16 protein-coding genes are annotated in these 15368 nt (G+C 37.3%); 1 reads left to right on the forward strand and 15 read right to left on the reverse strand.

What is annotated here, in order from left to right:
* Positions 1 to 20 precede the first annotated feature (20 nt).
* From acpP to Q9306_RS05505, 8 genes are all read right to left on the reverse strand, one after another.
* Positions 21 to 254 carry an acyl carrier protein gene (gene acpP, locus Q9306_RS05470; protein WP_020059185.1) on the reverse strand — a complete coding sequence of 78 codons (234 nt, stop codon included), beginning with the start codon at positions 252 to 254 and terminating at the stop codon, positions 21 to 23.
* Between the two features lie 132 nt (positions 255 to 386).
* Positions 387 to 1130 carry a 3-oxoacyl-[acyl-carrier-protein] reductase gene (fabG, locus tag Q9306_RS05475; RefSeq protein WP_306196110.1) on the reverse strand — a complete coding sequence of 248 codons (744 nt, stop codon included), beginning with the start codon at positions 1128 to 1130 and terminating at the stop codon, positions 387 to 389.
* Positions 1130 to 2074, reverse strand: a complete 945-nt coding sequence (gene fabD, locus Q9306_RS05480; protein ID WP_306196112.1) for an ACP S-malonyltransferase — start codon at positions 2072 to 2074, stop codon at positions 1130 to 1132. Before fabD ends, fabG begins: the two co-directional genes overlap by 1 nt.
* 15 nt (positions 2075 to 2089) lie before the next feature.
* Complete coding sequence (plsX, locus tag Q9306_RS05485; protein ID WP_306196114.1) at positions 2090 to 3082, reverse strand: phosphate acyltransferase PlsX; 993 nt, start codon at positions 3080 to 3082, stop codon at positions 2090 to 2092.
* On the reverse strand, positions 3079 to 3669 hold the full coding sequence (gene fapR, locus Q9306_RS05490; protein WP_272188169.1) for a transcription factor FapR: 591 nt from the start codon (positions 3667 to 3669) through the stop codon (positions 3079 to 3081). Before fapR ends, plsX begins: the two co-directional genes overlap by 4 nt.
* An 87-nt stretch (positions 3670 to 3756) precedes the next feature.
* A complete protein-coding gene (gene recG / locus Q9306_RS05495) occupies positions 3757 to 5805 on the reverse strand; it encodes an ATP-dependent DNA helicase RecG (RefSeq protein WP_306196117.1) in 2049 nt (682 codons plus the stop codon).
* Between the two features lie 517 nt (positions 5806 to 6322).
* Positions 6323 to 7999, reverse strand: coding sequence for a DAK2 domain-containing protein (locus Q9306_RS05500; RefSeq protein ID WP_306196119.1), 1677 nt, complete (start codon positions 7997 to 7999; stop codon positions 6323 to 6325).
* A gap of 22 nt (positions 8000 to 8021) precedes the next feature.
* Positions 8022 to 8384 carry an Asp23/Gls24 family envelope stress response protein gene (locus Q9306_RS05505; RefSeq protein ID WP_000021111.1) on the reverse strand — a complete coding sequence of 121 codons (363 nt, stop codon included), beginning with the start codon at positions 8382 to 8384 and terminating at the stop codon, positions 8022 to 8024.
* Between the two features lie 383 nt (positions 8385 to 8767).
* Between Q9306_RS05505 and rpmB the strand changes: the two genes are divergently transcribed.
* Positions 8768 to 8956: a 50S ribosomal protein L28 gene (gene rpmB, locus Q9306_RS05510; RefSeq protein ID WP_000124776.1), complete on the forward strand. Its 189-nt coding sequence runs from the start codon at positions 8768 to 8770 to the stop codon at positions 8954 to 8956.
* 71 nt (positions 8957 to 9027) lie between these two features.
* Here rpmB and spoVM read toward each other — a convergent pair whose 3' ends face one another.
* From spoVM to rlmN, 7 genes are all read right to left on the reverse strand, one after another.
* Positions 9028 to 9108: a stage V sporulation protein SpoVM gene (spoVM, locus tag Q9306_RS05515; RefSeq protein ID WP_020059192.1), complete on the reverse strand. Its 81-nt coding sequence runs from the start codon at positions 9106 to 9108 to the stop codon at positions 9028 to 9030.
* Between the two features lie 66 nt (positions 9109 to 9174).
* Entirely contained in the window at positions 9175 to 9816 is a 642-nt protein-coding gene (locus Q9306_RS05520) for a thiamine diphosphokinase (RefSeq protein ID WP_306196121.1), read from the reverse strand.
* A gap of 89 nt (positions 9817 to 9905) precedes the next feature.
* Positions 9906 to 10550, reverse strand: coding sequence for a ribulose-phosphate 3-epimerase (gene rpe, locus Q9306_RS05525; RefSeq protein ID WP_306196123.1), 645 nt, complete (start codon positions 10548 to 10550; stop codon positions 9906 to 9908).
* A gap of 2 nt (positions 10551 to 10552) precedes the next feature.
* Positions 10553 to 11434: a ribosome small subunit-dependent GTPase A gene (gene rsgA / locus Q9306_RS05530; RefSeq protein ID WP_306196125.1), complete on the reverse strand. Its 882-nt coding sequence runs from the start codon at positions 11432 to 11434 to the stop codon at positions 10553 to 10555.
* A gap of 118 nt (positions 11435 to 11552) precedes the next feature.
* Positions 11553 to 13514 (reverse strand): Stk1 family PASTA domain-containing Ser/Thr kinase, encoded by a 1962-nt coding sequence (pknB, locus tag Q9306_RS05535; protein WP_306196127.1) that lies wholly within the window; start codon positions 13512 to 13514, stop codon positions 11553 to 11555.
* Between the two features lie 8 nt (positions 13515 to 13522).
* The gene (locus tag Q9306_RS05540; protein ID WP_306196129.1) at positions 13523 to 14275 is read right to left on the reverse strand and encodes a Stp1/IreP family PP2C-type Ser/Thr phosphatase; all 753 of its coding nucleotides are present in this window, start codon (positions 14273 to 14275) and stop codon (positions 13523 to 13525) included.
* A gap of 4 nt (positions 14276 to 14279) precedes the next feature.
* Entirely contained in the window at positions 14280 to 15368 is a 1089-nt protein-coding gene (gene rlmN, locus Q9306_RS05545) for a dual-specificity RNA methyltransferase RlmN (RefSeq protein ID WP_306196131.1), read from the reverse strand.

Here is a 15368-nt window from a genome sequence, read left to right on the forward strand (position 1 = left end):
AAACGGGACTTTATCAAGCATTATAGATGACTCTCTATGTAAGTCACAGCATCGCCAACAGTAGCAATCTTTTCTGCTTCCTCATCAGAAATTTCCATTTCAAACTCATCTTCTAATTGCATTACAAGTTCTACTACATCTAGGGAATCAGCACCTAAATCTTCTTTAAAGTTCGCAGCTGGTGTTACCTCTGTTTCGTCTACTCCTAGACGATCTACGATGATTTTCGTTACACGCTCTAAAACGTCTGCCATATTCATTCACCTCCTTTAAAAAGTATAGACAAACAATTACTGTTTTTAATTCATCCGCTCTCCTCAAGACATCATATTTAATATTGTACAGAAAAACGAGATGAAATCAACCTATTTCTATAGTTTCTTCCCTTACATCACCATGCCGCCGTCAACATGAAGTGTTTGTCCAGTAATATAACGACTCGCATCAGATGCTAAAAAGGCAACTGCATTTGAAATATCTTCAGCTTCTCCAAATTTTGCAATTGGAATTAATTTTAGCATTTCGTTCTTTACATCTTCTGTCAATACATCTGTCATATCTGTTACGATAAATCCAGGAGCAATTGCATTTACTGTAATATTACGACTTGCCAGCTCTTTTGCCGAAGTTTTAGTTAGCCCAATCACGCCAGCTTTTGCTGCAACGTAGTTTGCTTGCCCTGGATTTCCAGTAACACCGACAACAGAAGCGATATTAATAATGCGTCCATGACGTTGACGCATCATGTAACGAGATACAGCCTTTGTGCATAAAAAGACACCTTTTAAGTTTGTATTAATAACCGCATCCCATTCTTCTTCTTTCATACGCATTAACAAATTATCTTTCGTAATGCCAGCGTTATTTACAAGAATGTCAATTTGACCAAATGTATCAACAGTTTGTTTTACCATGTCAGCTACTTCTTCGCTACTTGCAACATTTGCTTTTACTGCAATTGCTTCTGAACCTAAATTTTTAATCTCATCAACAACTTCATTTGCTTTTAATTCGTTTCCTGCGTAGTTTACAACTACTTTTGCACCTTGTTTTGCCAAATCTAATGCAATTGCACGGCCAATTCCGCGAGATGCTCCCGTTACTAACGCAACTTTGTCTTTTAATAACATTAGCCTTCTCCTCTCAGTTTCGAAATGGTATCTTTCATTGTCTCCTCATCGTATATCGCATATACTTTCGCAGACGGAGCGATTGATTTCATAAGACCAGCTAAAACTTTTCCAGGCCCAACTTCAATAAAGGTATCTACACCAAGTTCCACCATACGTTCAATGGATGGGTACCATAATACAGGGGAATAGAGTTGCTCAATTAATTTTTCTTGAATGTCTTCTTTACGCGTAATACAATCTGCTGTTACATTTGCAACTACCGGAATTTTTGCATCTTCAATCTTAATTTCATTTAGCACGTCTCGAAACCTCTCAGCCGCTGGTTTCATAAGAGATGAATGAAACGGACCGCTTACTCGCAGTGGTACTGCACGCTTTGCACCGTTTTCTTTCGCTCTTTCTGAAGCCAATTCTACACCTTGTTTTGTACCAGAAATTACGATTTGCTTTGTGCTATTCATATTCGCAACTTGAACAGGATAACCTTCACTTGTCACTTCCTCAGTTACCCGCTTTAACATATCAGGATCTGCTCCCAAAATAGCTGCCATGGCACCTTCGCCATTTGGCACAGCCTCTTCCATGTATTCGCCACGTTTTCTAACAGCATATACACCATCTTCAAATGACATAGCACCTGCTGCTACCAGTGCACTATACTCACCTAAACTATGTCCTGCAACATAATCTGGTGTAATATCGTACTGCTCCAATGCCTTTAAAATTGCAATACTTGTCGTTAACAATGCCGGTTGCGTATTTGTTGTTAATGTCAACGCTTCTTGAGGTCCCTCAAAAATAAGTGTTGAAAGAGAGTCTTTTAAAATTTCATCAGCTTGATGAAAAACTTTCGCAACCTCTTCATGATTTTCTGCTAATTGTCTTCCCATTCCAACTGCCTGTGAACCTTGTCCTGGAAAAAGAAATGCCAATTTTCCCATTTCAAACCCTCCTCATTATTGAAGCAGTTCTTCCTCCATTACACTCTGAATAGTAGGAATAACTTCCTTTGCTACCATTTCCCGAGTTTGACGAATCGCACTAAAAATTGATTGATCATTTGAAGAACCATGTGCTTTGATGACAGGAGCTTTCAATCCAAATAAAGCTGCTCCTCCATACTCTGAATAATCCATTTTATCTTTTAATACCATTAATTTTGGTTTTAATACCGCTGCCGCTAGTTTGCTTGTAAATGAACTCATTAATTGCTCTTTCAGCATTGAGAATAAAGCTATTGCAGTCCCCTCTAACGTTTTAAGAGCAACATTTCCAGTAAATCCGTCACAAACAACCACATCAGCTACACCTTGCAATAAGTCTCGTGATTCTACATTCCCAACAAAGTTAAGTGGTGCATCTTTTAGCATCTCAAAGACTTGTTTAGAAAGTTCGTTTCCTTTTCCGTCCTCAGTTCCAACATTCAAAAGACCTACGCGAGGATTAGAAATTCCTCTTACTTTCTCTGCATATACAGATCCCATTACAGCGTATTGGTACAAATGAATTGCTTTCGCATCGACATTTGCGCCAACATCTAGCATAACAAAGCCTTTTCCATCCACTGTTGGCATCGTCGGAGAAAGAGCAGGGCGCTCTACTCCTTCTATACGTCCTACTACAAACAATCCAGCTGCCATAAGAGCCCCTGTATTCCCGGCTGAAATACAAGCATCAGCTGCACCTTCTTTTACTTGCTGCGCAGCGAGTACCATGGAAGCTTGTTTTTTCCGGCGCACTGCTCGTACCGGCTCATCCGTCCCTTCAATTACTTCATCTGTATGCAGCACTGTAATACGCTCTTCGCTTGTTACATATTTGCGAATTTCATCTTCTTTTCCAACTAAAGTAATATGTAAATCTGAATATTGCTTAATTGCTTTCATTGCTCCAAATACGACAGATTTCGGCGCATGATCGCCGCCCATTGCATCTATTGCGATTCTCATAAGTTGTTACCTTCCTCACTATAATTACTAGATCGATACATTTCAAAAGTGCCAGCAAAAACAAGTTCATCTCCAACAAAACTTTGCACTTTGACAACCGTCCGTCCTTTATCATTCTCTACATCTTCAACACGCGCTTTTGCAACAACACGCTCTCCTAATTTTACAGGACGAATATATCGAATGGTAGACTTCGCAGTTAAAGCTAATTCTTCATCAATAACCGCAACAGCTAATGAGTTTGCTTGCGCAAATAAATGATGCCCACGAGCAATTTGATTACGTTTAAAGACATGTTCTACTTTCACTTCAAAAATAGAAATCGCATGTCTATCTAATTCTATATCAATAATTTCTCCTACCACTTCATCAAGCGGTAAAGATTTTACGTCTTCTTCATGTTGTTTCGTTGCCACATGTTTTATTCGTTCTCGTAATTCTGGAATCGAAAGTTCCATTCGATCGAGACGAATTGTTTGAATACTCACTTGAAATTGTTCAGCTAATTCTTCATCCGTAATAAACGGATTTGCTTCTATTGTTTGTTGTAACAACTCTTGTCTTTCTTTTTTCCTTCTCTTTTTCATTCCGCACCATCCATTTTTATGACTAGGTACTAACAGTAGTATATAAGCATTGAATACAGAATGCAACATTTTTTTGCGTATTGCGCCTTAATCCAGCTTTTCTCCTTGAAAAACACCTGATTTTTCTAAATATCTTCGCAGCATTTCATACTGTTCGCTTTGCCAAAAAGCAGTCGAATCAACAAGCAGCGCAGCATCTTGCCTTGCTGTTTCTAACGCTCGATAATCATGTACCATATCAGCTAATTTAAATTCTGGTAAACCACTTTGCTTACTCCCAAAGAAATCCCCAGGACCACGCAATTCTAAATCTTTTTCCGAGAGGACAAATCCATCATTTGTCTCTGTCATAATACGCATGCGTTCTTTCCCTGTTTCCGATTTCGGATCAGCAATTAAAATACAATAAGATTGTTCACTTCCACGTCCTACACGACCCCGAAGTTGGTGAAGTTGTGATAACCCAAAACGTTCTGCATCATAAATAACCATCGTAGTTGCATTCGGTACGTTCACACCAACCTCTACAACCGTTGTCGAAATAAGAATTTGTACTTTATTTTCACTAAACTGATGCATTACTTCATCTTTCTCCTGAGAAGAAAGGCGGCCATGCATCAGACCAACTTGAAATTTCCCTTGATAATGATGTGTCAACATACTATGCAAATCAATCGCATTTTGCACATCCAGTTTCTCTGATTCTTCAATTAATGGACAAATGACATACGCTTGTCGTCCTTTTTTTACTTCTTTCTCTACAAATCCAAGAACACGTTCAAACATATCGTGTTTCGCCCAGTATGTTTCAATGACTTTACGACCTGCCGGCATCTCATCAATAATGGAGACATCCATTTCACCAAACGCAGTAATCGCTAATGTACGAGGAATTGGTGTTGCTGTCATAAATAAAACATCTGGATTTTCACCTTTTTCCCTTAACACACGACGCTGTGCTACACCGAAGCGATGTTGTTCATCCGTAATTACAAGCCCAAGCCTATGAAATATAACTTCATTTTGAATTAAAGCATGCGTTCCAACGAGAATATCAATTTCTCCTTGTTCTAGTCTAGCTAGTATCTCGCGGCGACGCGCTCCCTTTACAGAGCTTGTTAATAATTCAATGTTCATATTAAAATGAGAAAATATAGATACTAAAGATTGATAGTGCTGTTCTGCTAAAATTTCCGTCGGTACCATTAATGCCCCTTGATATCCAGCTAATTTGGCAGCATACAAAGCAATTGCAGCCACCACCGTTTTTCCAGAACCTACATCACCTTGCAGTAAACGATTCATTCGATATAGGGACTGCAAATCTTTCATAATTTCTGTAACAACACGCTGCTGTGCATTCGTTAATGGAAAAGGAAGAGCTCCAATAAATTCTTCTAATTGTTTAAGAGATATATCTTTTTTTGTTCCCTTCGAACTTTCTCGCTCCATTTTGCGAAGTGCTTGCATCTTCAATTGGAACAAGAAAAACTCTTCATATACGAAACGGCGACGCGCCTGTTTCATATCTTCTTGTCCACTAGGAAAATGCAAGGCATATAGTGCTTCATAACGAGATAATAACTTATAACGCGATAACAACCCTTCTGGCAACACTTCTTTCACTAAAGAACCATACTCTTTAAACGCCCCACCAATAAAACGACGCATTTGTTTTACCGTCAATTTTCCTTTAACTGAATATACTGGTTCTACTTCTTGTTGACGAACAACCGGCCCAAAGTGAAGTTCAGATACCGAAATCGTTTGACGATGTTGATCCCATTTCCCAGATATTGTTACCGTTTCATCAATATTTAATTTTTGCTTATAGTAGGGTCTATTGAAGCAAACAGCTGTAATTAAATAACGCCCAACGAGAACACGTACAGTAAGACGAGATTTCTTTTTCCCATAATATTGAAGTAGAGGTTCACTATGTACTTTCCCCTCCACAGTTACTCGTTCTTCATGTTTAACTTCAGCCAAATCTTTCATCGCATAATCTTCATAACGATATGGCAAATGCTCTAGTAAATCAGAAACCGTAAAAATCCCCATCTCATTTAGTAATACAGCTGTTTCTTCTCCAATCCCTTTCACATCCGTAATCGGAATTTGCACCACTTCATTCAAGATCTTCACGCCCCGTCAAATCTTATTCCTAATCTTTCATATATAACAAACATCTTCTGTACTTGTAGGTTATATTCCAACAATGGATTACATATTTTCATTTTCACGTTGAATACGCAATCACACTCTCTCCTATTCTACCATAGCATCAAGAAAGCAGAGTAGTCATTTCACCTTTCCAAAATCTTATATATATTCATTTTAATTTTTCGACATATAAGCCTATTATGCGAAATACAAAATGATCTGTCCCCGCTTTCTCTTTTGGCTTTAAACATTTCATACGGTCAAAATATTCTAATTGTTTCTATGCATGGGTAGCTCCCCCAATTGCTTCCACGAACCATAAGCCAGGGATAAAGAAAACTATACCGACGAAAGTTTTACTTTATCCCCAAAAGAAAGAGAGCCTCACTATATCTGCTAGCAAGGCCCTCTCATCATTTATATTTGTTCATCCCATAATAGAGTAATCACATTTTAAACAGAAATAAAACTTCATAATAAAGCTTTCAGTTTATTCTACAGAAAAAATGAAAGAATATAAAGGTTGATTTCCGTTATGAACTTCCACTTCTACATCTTCAAATTTTTCTTCTACAAATGTTACTAATGCATCTACTTCTTCTTCCGATGCATCTTCACCCTGTAAAATTGTTAAAATTTCTGCATCTTCATCAAGCATATTTTCTAACAGTTTTTTCGCAGCTGTAATTTTCTCTACATCTGTAGATACAATCTTCCCATCTGCAATGCACATGAAGTCATCTTTATTAATAGTGACACCATCAATTTCTGTATCACGAACCGCATACGTGATTTGGCCTGTTTTCACATGAGCAAGCGCTTCGTTCATTTGCGCTTCGTTTTCTTCAAGAGTTCCTGCAGGATTGAATGCAAGCATTGCTGCCATACCTTGTGGAACTGTTTTTGAACGAACAACAATTACTTCTTGGTCCACTACAGAAGCTGCTTGCTCTGCAGCCATTACAATATTCCCATTGTTCGGTAATATAATAACTTTTTCTGCATTCGCCTCTTCAATTGCTTTTACAATATCTTCTGTACTTGGATTCATCGTTTGACCGCCTTCAATGACTTCCGTTGCACCGATGCTTTCAAACAATTCTTTAATACCAGAACCCATTGCCACTGTTACAATTCCATAAGGCTGTTTTTCTGCAGGGTGTTGTACTTCTACATGCATCGCCGCAGGCTCATCTAATAAAGCAGTATGTTGTTCACGCATATTCTCTACTTTAATTTTGATTAAACTTCCATAACGTTGTCCGTAGTTCATCGCATCTCCAGGATGCTCTGCATGAATATGAACTTTTACGATTTCATCGTCAGATACAACAAGCAACGAATCGCCATACACACTAATCTCTTCACGGAATTTTTGCTCAGAGAAATTATGTTCTTTCATTTTCTCTTCGTCTAACTTAACCATAAACTCTGTGCAGTAGCCGTATTTAATATCCTCTGTACTCAATTGGCTTTGTACACTGCGGTGATGTTCTGCACGTACCATTTCGTTCATAGATGGTTGTGTTGGTTCATTCGAGGCGATTGTTTCACCTTTTAAGTCTGCTAGAAATCCTTCATAAACGACAACAAGACCTTTCCCACCGCTATCTACAACACCAACTTGCTTTAATACAGGTAATAAATCAGGTGTACGATTTAATGATGCATTCGCTTCTTTCACAACTTCTTCCATAAATGAAACAAAGTCGCGCTGTTTTTTCGCAACTGTGACTGCATGTTTACTCGTTTCCCTTGCAACAGTTAAAATTGTTCCTTCAATCGGCTTCATAACTGCTTTATATGCGGTTTCTACGCCCGCTTCTAACGCATCAGCAAAATCAATTGTTGTTAATTCTTCTTTTTGTTCAATAGATTTTGAAAAACCACGGAACAACTGAGATAAAATAACACCTGAGTTACCACGCGCTCCCATTAATAATCCTTTGGCTAAACTTGCTCCGACTTTACCAGCATGTTGTGAAGGTTTTCCTTTCACCTCACGCGCACCTGAAGTCATCGATAAGTTCATATTTGTACCCGTATCGCCATCTGGAACTGGAAAAACGTTTAAAGCATCAACAAGTTGAACGTTGTTTGTTAAATTGTTTGCTCCTTGTATAATCATTTGTGACAAACGTTTTCCATCAATTTTTTGAATTGACACAGTTCTTCCTCCTTAATGCACATTACAAGTTTATTACTTTAACTCCTTGTACGTAGATGTTTACAGAATCTACTGCTAGTCCTACCGTTTGATCAAGTGTATATTTCACTTTCGTTTGGACGTTATGTGCTACCTCTGAAATTTTTGTACCATAGCTCACGATAATATACATATCAATATGTACTTCATCTTCGTCTTTACGAACAATAACGCCTCTAGTGAAGTTTTCTTTTCGTAAAATTTCTGTCAAGCCATCTTTTAATTGATTTTTAGAAGCCATACCGACGATGCCGTAACAGTCTACTGCAGCGCCTCCAGCAATTGTTGCAATTACATCTGTACTAATATCAATTTGACCGTACTTTGTCTTAATTTCAATTGACATCTCGTTTCCCCCTTCTGAAATGGTGAAAGTGAGCTAGACTACTTTATTTACTATCATATAATCTTTTTAAAGAAAATTCCATCGTTCTTTCTTTTCGCTCTCACATTTATAATAAATTAGCACTTTTTTATGGTGAGCAAAATAGTCCATTGTTATTATACAACATATATCACTACAATATGTCAAGGGATTTTTCTTGATTTCATCTTTTGATTTCTTACATATAGTGTCAAGTAATTTTTCTTGATTTCTTTTTTATACACTGTTGCATTCTCTTTTTAGTTGTGTTAAATTATAGTAGTGTTTTTAGCATCGCATAAAAGACTAACATTGAAAATTACGTAAATTACGTAAGTTACGGTAGTTAAGGGAGGGAAATATAGATGGCTCGTGTTTGTGCTATTACTGGAAGAAAAGCTCGTTCTGGTAACTCTCGTTCTCACGCAATGAACGCTACAAAACGTAAATGGGGCGCTAACCTTCAAAAAGTTCGCGTACGCATTGACGGTAAAGTTCAACGTGTTTACGTTTCTGCTAGAGCATTAAAATCTGGCAAAATCGAACGTGTTTAATAATAAAAAAGAGAGCCTGTTGGCTCTTTTTTTATTATGCTCATGAAAAAAGCACCGGTAATAGGTGCTTTTTATCCTTTTTTAAAGGTATTCAATACCGCGCGAACAATTCCACCAAGAAATTTCGGTAACTTAATTGTATAAAATCTCATGGTTTCCCTCCTACCCCCCATTACTCCACTTGTTTACTATATGACGCAAAGAGCAAAAGTATTTCTTCAATCAGTGCTTCTTATCACCATTAATATGCCAGAAGTAAATGAAAAAGTACCTTTTTCCGCAACGAGTTCATTACTAATACAAAGTGTCGATCCCCATTTTATCGTTTTATCAGTAAGAGGATATTTAAAGCCACGAAGTGTAATTCCCGTTACTATTTCTGTTACTGGAACAAAAGATATGTAAGGAAATGCTGAATTTTCTTCAATTGTATATGTACCGGATTCCTTAACTGAAATTTCATTTTTATAATCTACAATGCTTATACTGGTATTAGATTGCAAACCTTTTATTAACATTTGAATGTTTGCTAAACTATGATCCAATCTTCCACCCGTTGCACCAAAAATACGAATTTGTTCTGGTCGTTGCTTTAAAGCCCAGTTAATCGCAATCTCTAAATCAGTTTGATCCTTTTCTTTTGGAACAATATGCAAATCATGTTTTTGCTTTTGCATCCATACTAGTTCCTCTTTTGTAACAGAATCATAATCACCAAACGTTACTTCTGGCATGATTCCATACTGTAACAAATGGTATACTCCGCGATCAACAGCTGCCCATATAACCTTTTCACTCTCATATTTAGAAAAATCTGCCCAGCACTCTACTGGACCCCCAGCTAAAATATGAATAATCACGTTCTCTCTCCTCCTATAGAAAAAAGGCAATCTGCTAATAGCTAGATTACCTTTTCTTTTAAATAAATTTCCTATCCACCGCTTTATTCTTATCCACGAATCGCAGCAATTGCTGCTCCGCGATCTTTTTCATTATATACAGCAGATCCAGCAACAAGAACATTTGCTCCTGCTTCTACACATAGTTTTGCTGTTTCTGTATTCACGCCGCCATCAATTTCAATCTCTACTTGTAAATTACGTTCACGAATCATATCGGCAACTTGTTTAACTTTCGGCAATACAGAATGAATGAATTTTTGTCCGCCAAACCCCGGATTTACAGTCATAAGTAGCACCATGTCGATATCTTCTAATACGTGTTCAATCATGGAAGCTGGTGTATGTGGATTTAAAACTACACCTGCTTTAATGCCTTGTGATTTAATTAATTGAATCGTACGATGTAAGTGTGGGCAAGCTTCTACATGTACCGTAATAATGTCCGCTCCTGCTTTCGCAAAAGCCTCAATATACTGATCCGGATTTTCAATCATAAGATGAACATCTAATGGTAAAGAAGTAATTGGGCGAATAGCTTCCACAATTAACGGTCCAATTGTAATGTTTGGAACAAAATGGCCGTCCATTACATCGACATGTATGTAATCTGCTCCGCCTTTTTCTACATCTTTAATTTCTTCTCCCAATCTTGAAAAATCTGCTGATAAAATCGATGGTGCAATTTTAATCATAATTAATACCTCGGCTTTCTCTCTCTAATTTCTTCAATAAATTGCACATAGTGCTCATAACGATAGCTTGTAATATTCCCTTCTTCTACCGCTTCTTTCACCGCACACTTCGGTTCAGAAAGATGTGTACAACCTCTAAATTTACAGTATTGACTCTTTTCTTTCAACTCTGGAAAACAATATGTGAGATCTTCTACTTCTATATCGATGAAATCGAGTGAACTAAATCCAGGTGTATCCGCCACAAGCCCACTCCCTACTTCAATTAATTCCACATGCCTTGTCGTATGCTTACCTCGTCCTAAATGAGCTGAAATCCCACTCGTTTTTAGCGCTAAATCTGGACGTAATACATTTAAAAGCGAAGATTTCCCTACACCAGATTGACCTGCTACAACAGAAACACATCCTTCTAAAAACGGCTTTAACACTTCTATACTTTCTGATGTTGTCGTTGAAGTGAATACAACATCATAACCAATTGCCATGTAATCCTTTGCATATGCCTCAATCATTTCACGTGTTTTCACATCTATTAAATCCATCTTACTAATACAAATAATCGGCTTAATATTATGAAACTCAATTAAAACTAAAAACCGATCCAATAATAATGGATTAAATTCTGGCTCTACAGCTGAAAACACAAGAAGTGCTTGATCAATATTCGCAATCGGCGGACGCACAAGCTCATTTTTTCGTTCTAATATTTCTAGAACATACCCTTCACTCGGATTATCAGCTTGAAATACAACTTGATCACCAACAAGCGGTGTAATTTTATGCTTACGAAATACGCCACGTCCTCGGCACTGTGTGATCTCTTCTTCATGCTGCACATAGTAGAACCCACTTAAAGCTTTTATAATTTTCCCTTCTGGCATACATTCTCTCCTTTATTTATCTTGTTCTAAAAGACATAAAAATAGCTATTCATAATTGAATTTTGAACGAGATTCGCTCAACTCACCATTTATAAGTATTTCTAATAGGAGTTTCACTTTATTGCGTTGGATACAAAACCTCTTTTTCAATTAAGGTCGTTCCGTCACGAACAATTTTGTAACGACCCTTTTTTCCCTCTTGAATAATAAACTCAAGAGAGACTATCGTTGACTCTGTTATCGTTCTCGTTTCAAACGGTTTATCCATAGTATTTTGCATATCTTCTTTATATATTTCAATTTTTTGTGGCGTTTTCTCTCCAGTTGCTGGTCCTTGATATTGAATTGGAATATTATCAATTTTTACAATTTTTGTTGGTTTTTCTTTTTGTCCTTCAGAGACAGTAATTGTTACTTTTGCCCCCTCTTTTAAGTTCGTATCTGACTTTGGTGATTGTGAAATAACAAGTCCCTTTTCCACTGTATCAGAATACTCTCTCTTTATTTCTGGCACAAGCTTTTTCTCGTTTAAATAGCTATTTACACTACTTTCTGTCCAACCAGAAAAATCAACGAGTGGAATTTGTTTTGGCCCTTTACTAATCCATACCTTTACCTCTTGCTCTTTTTCAACAATAAGTTGTCCTGCTTCTGGACTTTGTAACACAATTTCATTTTGCGGCTTTTCACTTTCAATATAATAAGGAACAACCCCTTTATATGGAGTCAATTCATCTTTAATCTTCTCGTAATCTTGCCCTACCAAATTAGGCATTTTTTTCTTTTGCTTTCCACCAGATTGAAAAATTGTAATTTTTGTATTTTCTCGTACAACTCGTCCTGCCGCCGGACTTGTTTTAATAACCTTACCTTCTTCCACTTCATCTGTATATATAACTTGAGGTGACGTCAATTCGAATCCTTTAAGTGTATTCACTGCTTTTTCATATGTCATTCCAGACACATCTGGCACTTTGACTTCCTTTGGAATAAAGAAGCCCGGAATCACCGTTACTGCCAGTATTCCACAAACAACTAAAAAAAGGAACGTTGTCAACAAAATTTTAAGCCAACGATTACTTTTTTTCTTTTTTTGTTCTTTTTCTAGTTCATCCAGCTGCTTTTCTTCTTTTGACTTTCCAGATAAAACAATTGTTTCTTCAGTATTTGTATTTAATAACTGTTCCTGCTGAATGATAGGAATCGCTTTTGTCGCTTCCATGTCTTCTGGTATATAAAAAGGTTGTTCATTTATTCGCTCTGGATATAAAGCAGTTTCAATATCACGTTTCATTGCATTTACAGACTGATAACGATGAAACGGATCTTTCGCTGTTGCTTTTAAAATAATATTTTCTACACTTTGCGGAATATCAGGATTCCACCTTTTTGGAGATGGTGTTTCATTTTGTAAATGTTTCAGTGCAATAGAAACAGCAGATTCTCCGGAAAATGGCGGTCTTCCAGTTAATAGTTCAAACATTACAATCCCAAGAGAGTAAATGTCTGATTGCTTATTCGCAACACCACCTCTTGCCTGTTCAGGAGATAAATAATGAACAGAACCAAGAACAGAATTTGTGTGTGTTATAGTGGTTGCACTTGTCGCAGTTGCAATTCCAAAATCTGTAACCTTCACAACACCATCATTTCGAACTAAAATATTGTGTGGCTTAATATCACGGTGGACAATTTCAAAATGATGCGCATGAGCCATCGCAGCAGTTAATTGTTCCATAATAGCAATCGCTTCTTCTACTGGAAGAAGACCTCGCTGTTGTATGTATTGCTTTAACGTTTGACCTGGTACATATTCCATAACAAGATAATAGATTCCATCTTCTTCTCCAACATCATACATATTCACAATATTTGGATGCGATAACGTTGTAACCGACTGTGCTTCTCGATGGAAACGCTTAATAAATTCCTCATTATTTGAATAGTCAAGCCGTAACATTTTTACAGCTACATCACGATCGAGTATATCATCATGCGCCAAATATACATTGGCCATTCCTCCGCCGCCAATCATTTTAAGTAGCTTGTAACGGTCATTTAGGCGTCTTCCAATCATCACGTTGTCATTCACCTACTTTCGTTCGCCGAGTCCGCATAATCAATAATGATAAGAGTAATATTGTCTTCTCCTCCAAAATCATTTGCAAGCTGCACAAGTTGTTGACTTTTCGTTTGCAAAGACTCATCAGCTTGTAAAATTTCTTGCATATTACTCATTGCAACTTTATTAGATAACCCATCCGAGCAGAGCAACAACTGATCTCCTTCTTCTAACACTAAGGTTTTTACGTCTAATATAACGGTTTCTTCCGTTCCAAGCGCTCTAAGTAAAACATTTTTTCTCGGATGATATTCAGCGTCTTCTTTGGAAATTTCCCCATGCCGAACGAGTTCATTTACAAGGGAATGATCTTCTGTAACAAGTGACATATAATCATCTGATAGCATATAACAGCGACTGTCTCCAATATGACCAATCGTCACAAAAGTATCCGTACATATAGCAGCAACGATTGTTGTTCCCATCCCACTACATTCTGGATGTTCTCCAGAATATTTGTATACTCGTTCATTAATAATTTGTGCATGATTATGTAACCATTGTTCTGCTTTTTTAGGCGTATTCATATTATACGTTTGTTTCCAGTAGTCATGGAACAATTGGATTGCCATCGAGCTAGCAACATCGCCTGCTCGATGACCTCCCATTCCATCTGCTACAACCGCTAAAATATCTCCATCTAAATTATGAAATACTCCTGCACTATCTTCATTATGTTGACGAACTTTTCCTTTATCTGATAGAAACACGGTTTTCATCATCTCACCTCGTCTCTTCTTTGCGCTCCTTTGCACGCAATTGACCGCAGGCTGCATCAATATCATGACCTTGTTCGCGACGAATTGTTACGTTAACACCACGATCTTTTAATGTTTTTTCAAACAAGAAAATTTGTTCACGCGGCGTTCTCACATAGTCACGTTCTGGTACATAGTTAACTGGAATTAAGTTAACATGACATTTCACACCTTTTAACAGCTGAGCTAACTCTTCAGCATGTTCGACTTGGTCGTTTTCTCCTCCAAATAAGCCATACTCAAATGTAACGCGGCGTCCTGTTTTTTCAGTGTAGTATTTAATAGCTTCCATTAAATCTGGCAGCTTGTACGCTCGGTTAATTGGCATTAATTTTGAGCGCAGCTCTGTATTTGGAGCATGTAAAGAAACCGCAAAGTTAATTTGTATATTTTCTTCAGCAAACTTATAAATTTTCGGGATAATTCCACTCGTTGATACGGTCATATGACGCGCTCCAATGTGAAGTCCTTTTTCATGATTCACGATGCGTAAAAACGCCATTAAACTGTCATAATTATCAAATGGTTCTCCGATTCCCATCACAACTAGAGAGCTAACACGCTCATCTGTAGCGTCTAACTCACGTTGCACTTCGACAACTTGCGCAACAATCTCACCTGCTTCTAAATTACGTTTTAAGCCGCCAAGTGTTGATGCGCAAAACGTACAGCCAATTCGGCACCCAACTTGTGTTGTCACACAAATTGAATTTCCGTACTCATGGCGCATTAATACTGTTTCAATAGAATAACCATCATGCAGTTGAAATAAAAATTTAATCGTTCCATCTGAAGATGTTTGTTTTACTAATGTTTTTAAAGTTGTAATATCAAAGGAATTCGACAATTTTTCACGCAATCCTTTAGAAAGGTTGGACATATCCTCAAAAGTTGTTACTCTTTTTTTGTATAGCCAATCAAAAATTTGACCAGCACGGAATTTCGGTTCCCCTTGTTCTTTTAACCATTGTTCCATATCATGAAGCTGCAAGGAATAAATGGATGGCTTTTTTTCTTCCAATTCTTTTTTTTGTTTTTTTACAGTAGTTTCCAT

This window comes from Bacillus multifaciens (assembly GCF_030756675.1).
In the GTDB taxonomy this organism is placed as follows: domain Bacteria; phylum Bacillota; class Bacilli; order Bacillales; family Bacillaceae_G; genus Bacillus_A; species Bacillus_A multifaciens.

What these genes read in the sequence shown, in the direction of transcription:
- rsgA (WP_306196125.1), bottom strand. Translation starts at nt 11,434, where the DNA reads ATGCCAGAAGGGAAAATTATAAAAGCTTTAAGTGGGTTCTACTATGTG.
- fabG (WP_306196110.1), bottom strand. Translation starts at nt 1,130, where the DNA reads ATGTTATTAAAAGACAAAGTTGCGTTAGTAACGGGAGCATCTCGCGGA.
- Q9306_RS05505 (WP_000021111.1), bottom strand. Translation starts at nt 8,384, where the DNA reads ATGTCAATTGAAATTAAGACAAAGTACGGTCAAATTGATATTAGTACA.
- spoVM (WP_020059192.1), bottom strand. Translation starts at nt 9,108, where the DNA reads ATGAGATTTTATACAATTAAGTTACCGAAATTTCTTGGTGGAATTGTT.
- acpP (WP_020059185.1), bottom strand. Translation starts at nt 254, where the DNA reads ATGGCAGACGTTTTAGAGCGTGTAACGAAAATCATCGTAGATCGTCTA.
- fabD (WP_306196112.1), bottom strand. Translation starts at nt 2,074, where the DNA reads ATGGGAAAATTGGCATTTCTTTTTCCAGGACAAGGTTCACAGGCAGTT.
- rpmB (WP_000124776.1), top strand. Translation starts at nt 8,768, where the DNA reads ATGGCTCGTGTTTGTGCTATTACTGGAAGAAAAGCTCGTTCTGGTAAC.
- rpe (WP_306196123.1), bottom strand. Translation starts at nt 10,550, where the DNA reads ATGATTAAAATTGCACCATCGATTTTATCAGCAGATTTTTCAAGATTG.
- Q9306_RS05540 (WP_306196129.1), bottom strand. Translation starts at nt 14,275, where the DNA reads ATGAAAACCGTGTTTCTATCAGATAAAGGAAAAGTTCGTCAACATAAT.
- plsX (WP_306196114.1), bottom strand. Translation starts at nt 3,082, where the DNA reads ATGAGAATCGCAATAGATGCAATGGGCGGCGATCATGCGCCGAAATCT.
- fapR (WP_272188169.1), bottom strand. Translation starts at nt 3,669, where the DNA reads ATGAAAAAGAGAAGGAAAAAAGAAAGACAAGAGTTGTTACAACAAACA.
- rlmN (WP_306196131.1), bottom strand. Translation starts at nt 15,368, where the DNA reads ATGGAAACTACTGTAAAAAAACAAAAAAAAGAATTGGAAGAAAAAAAG.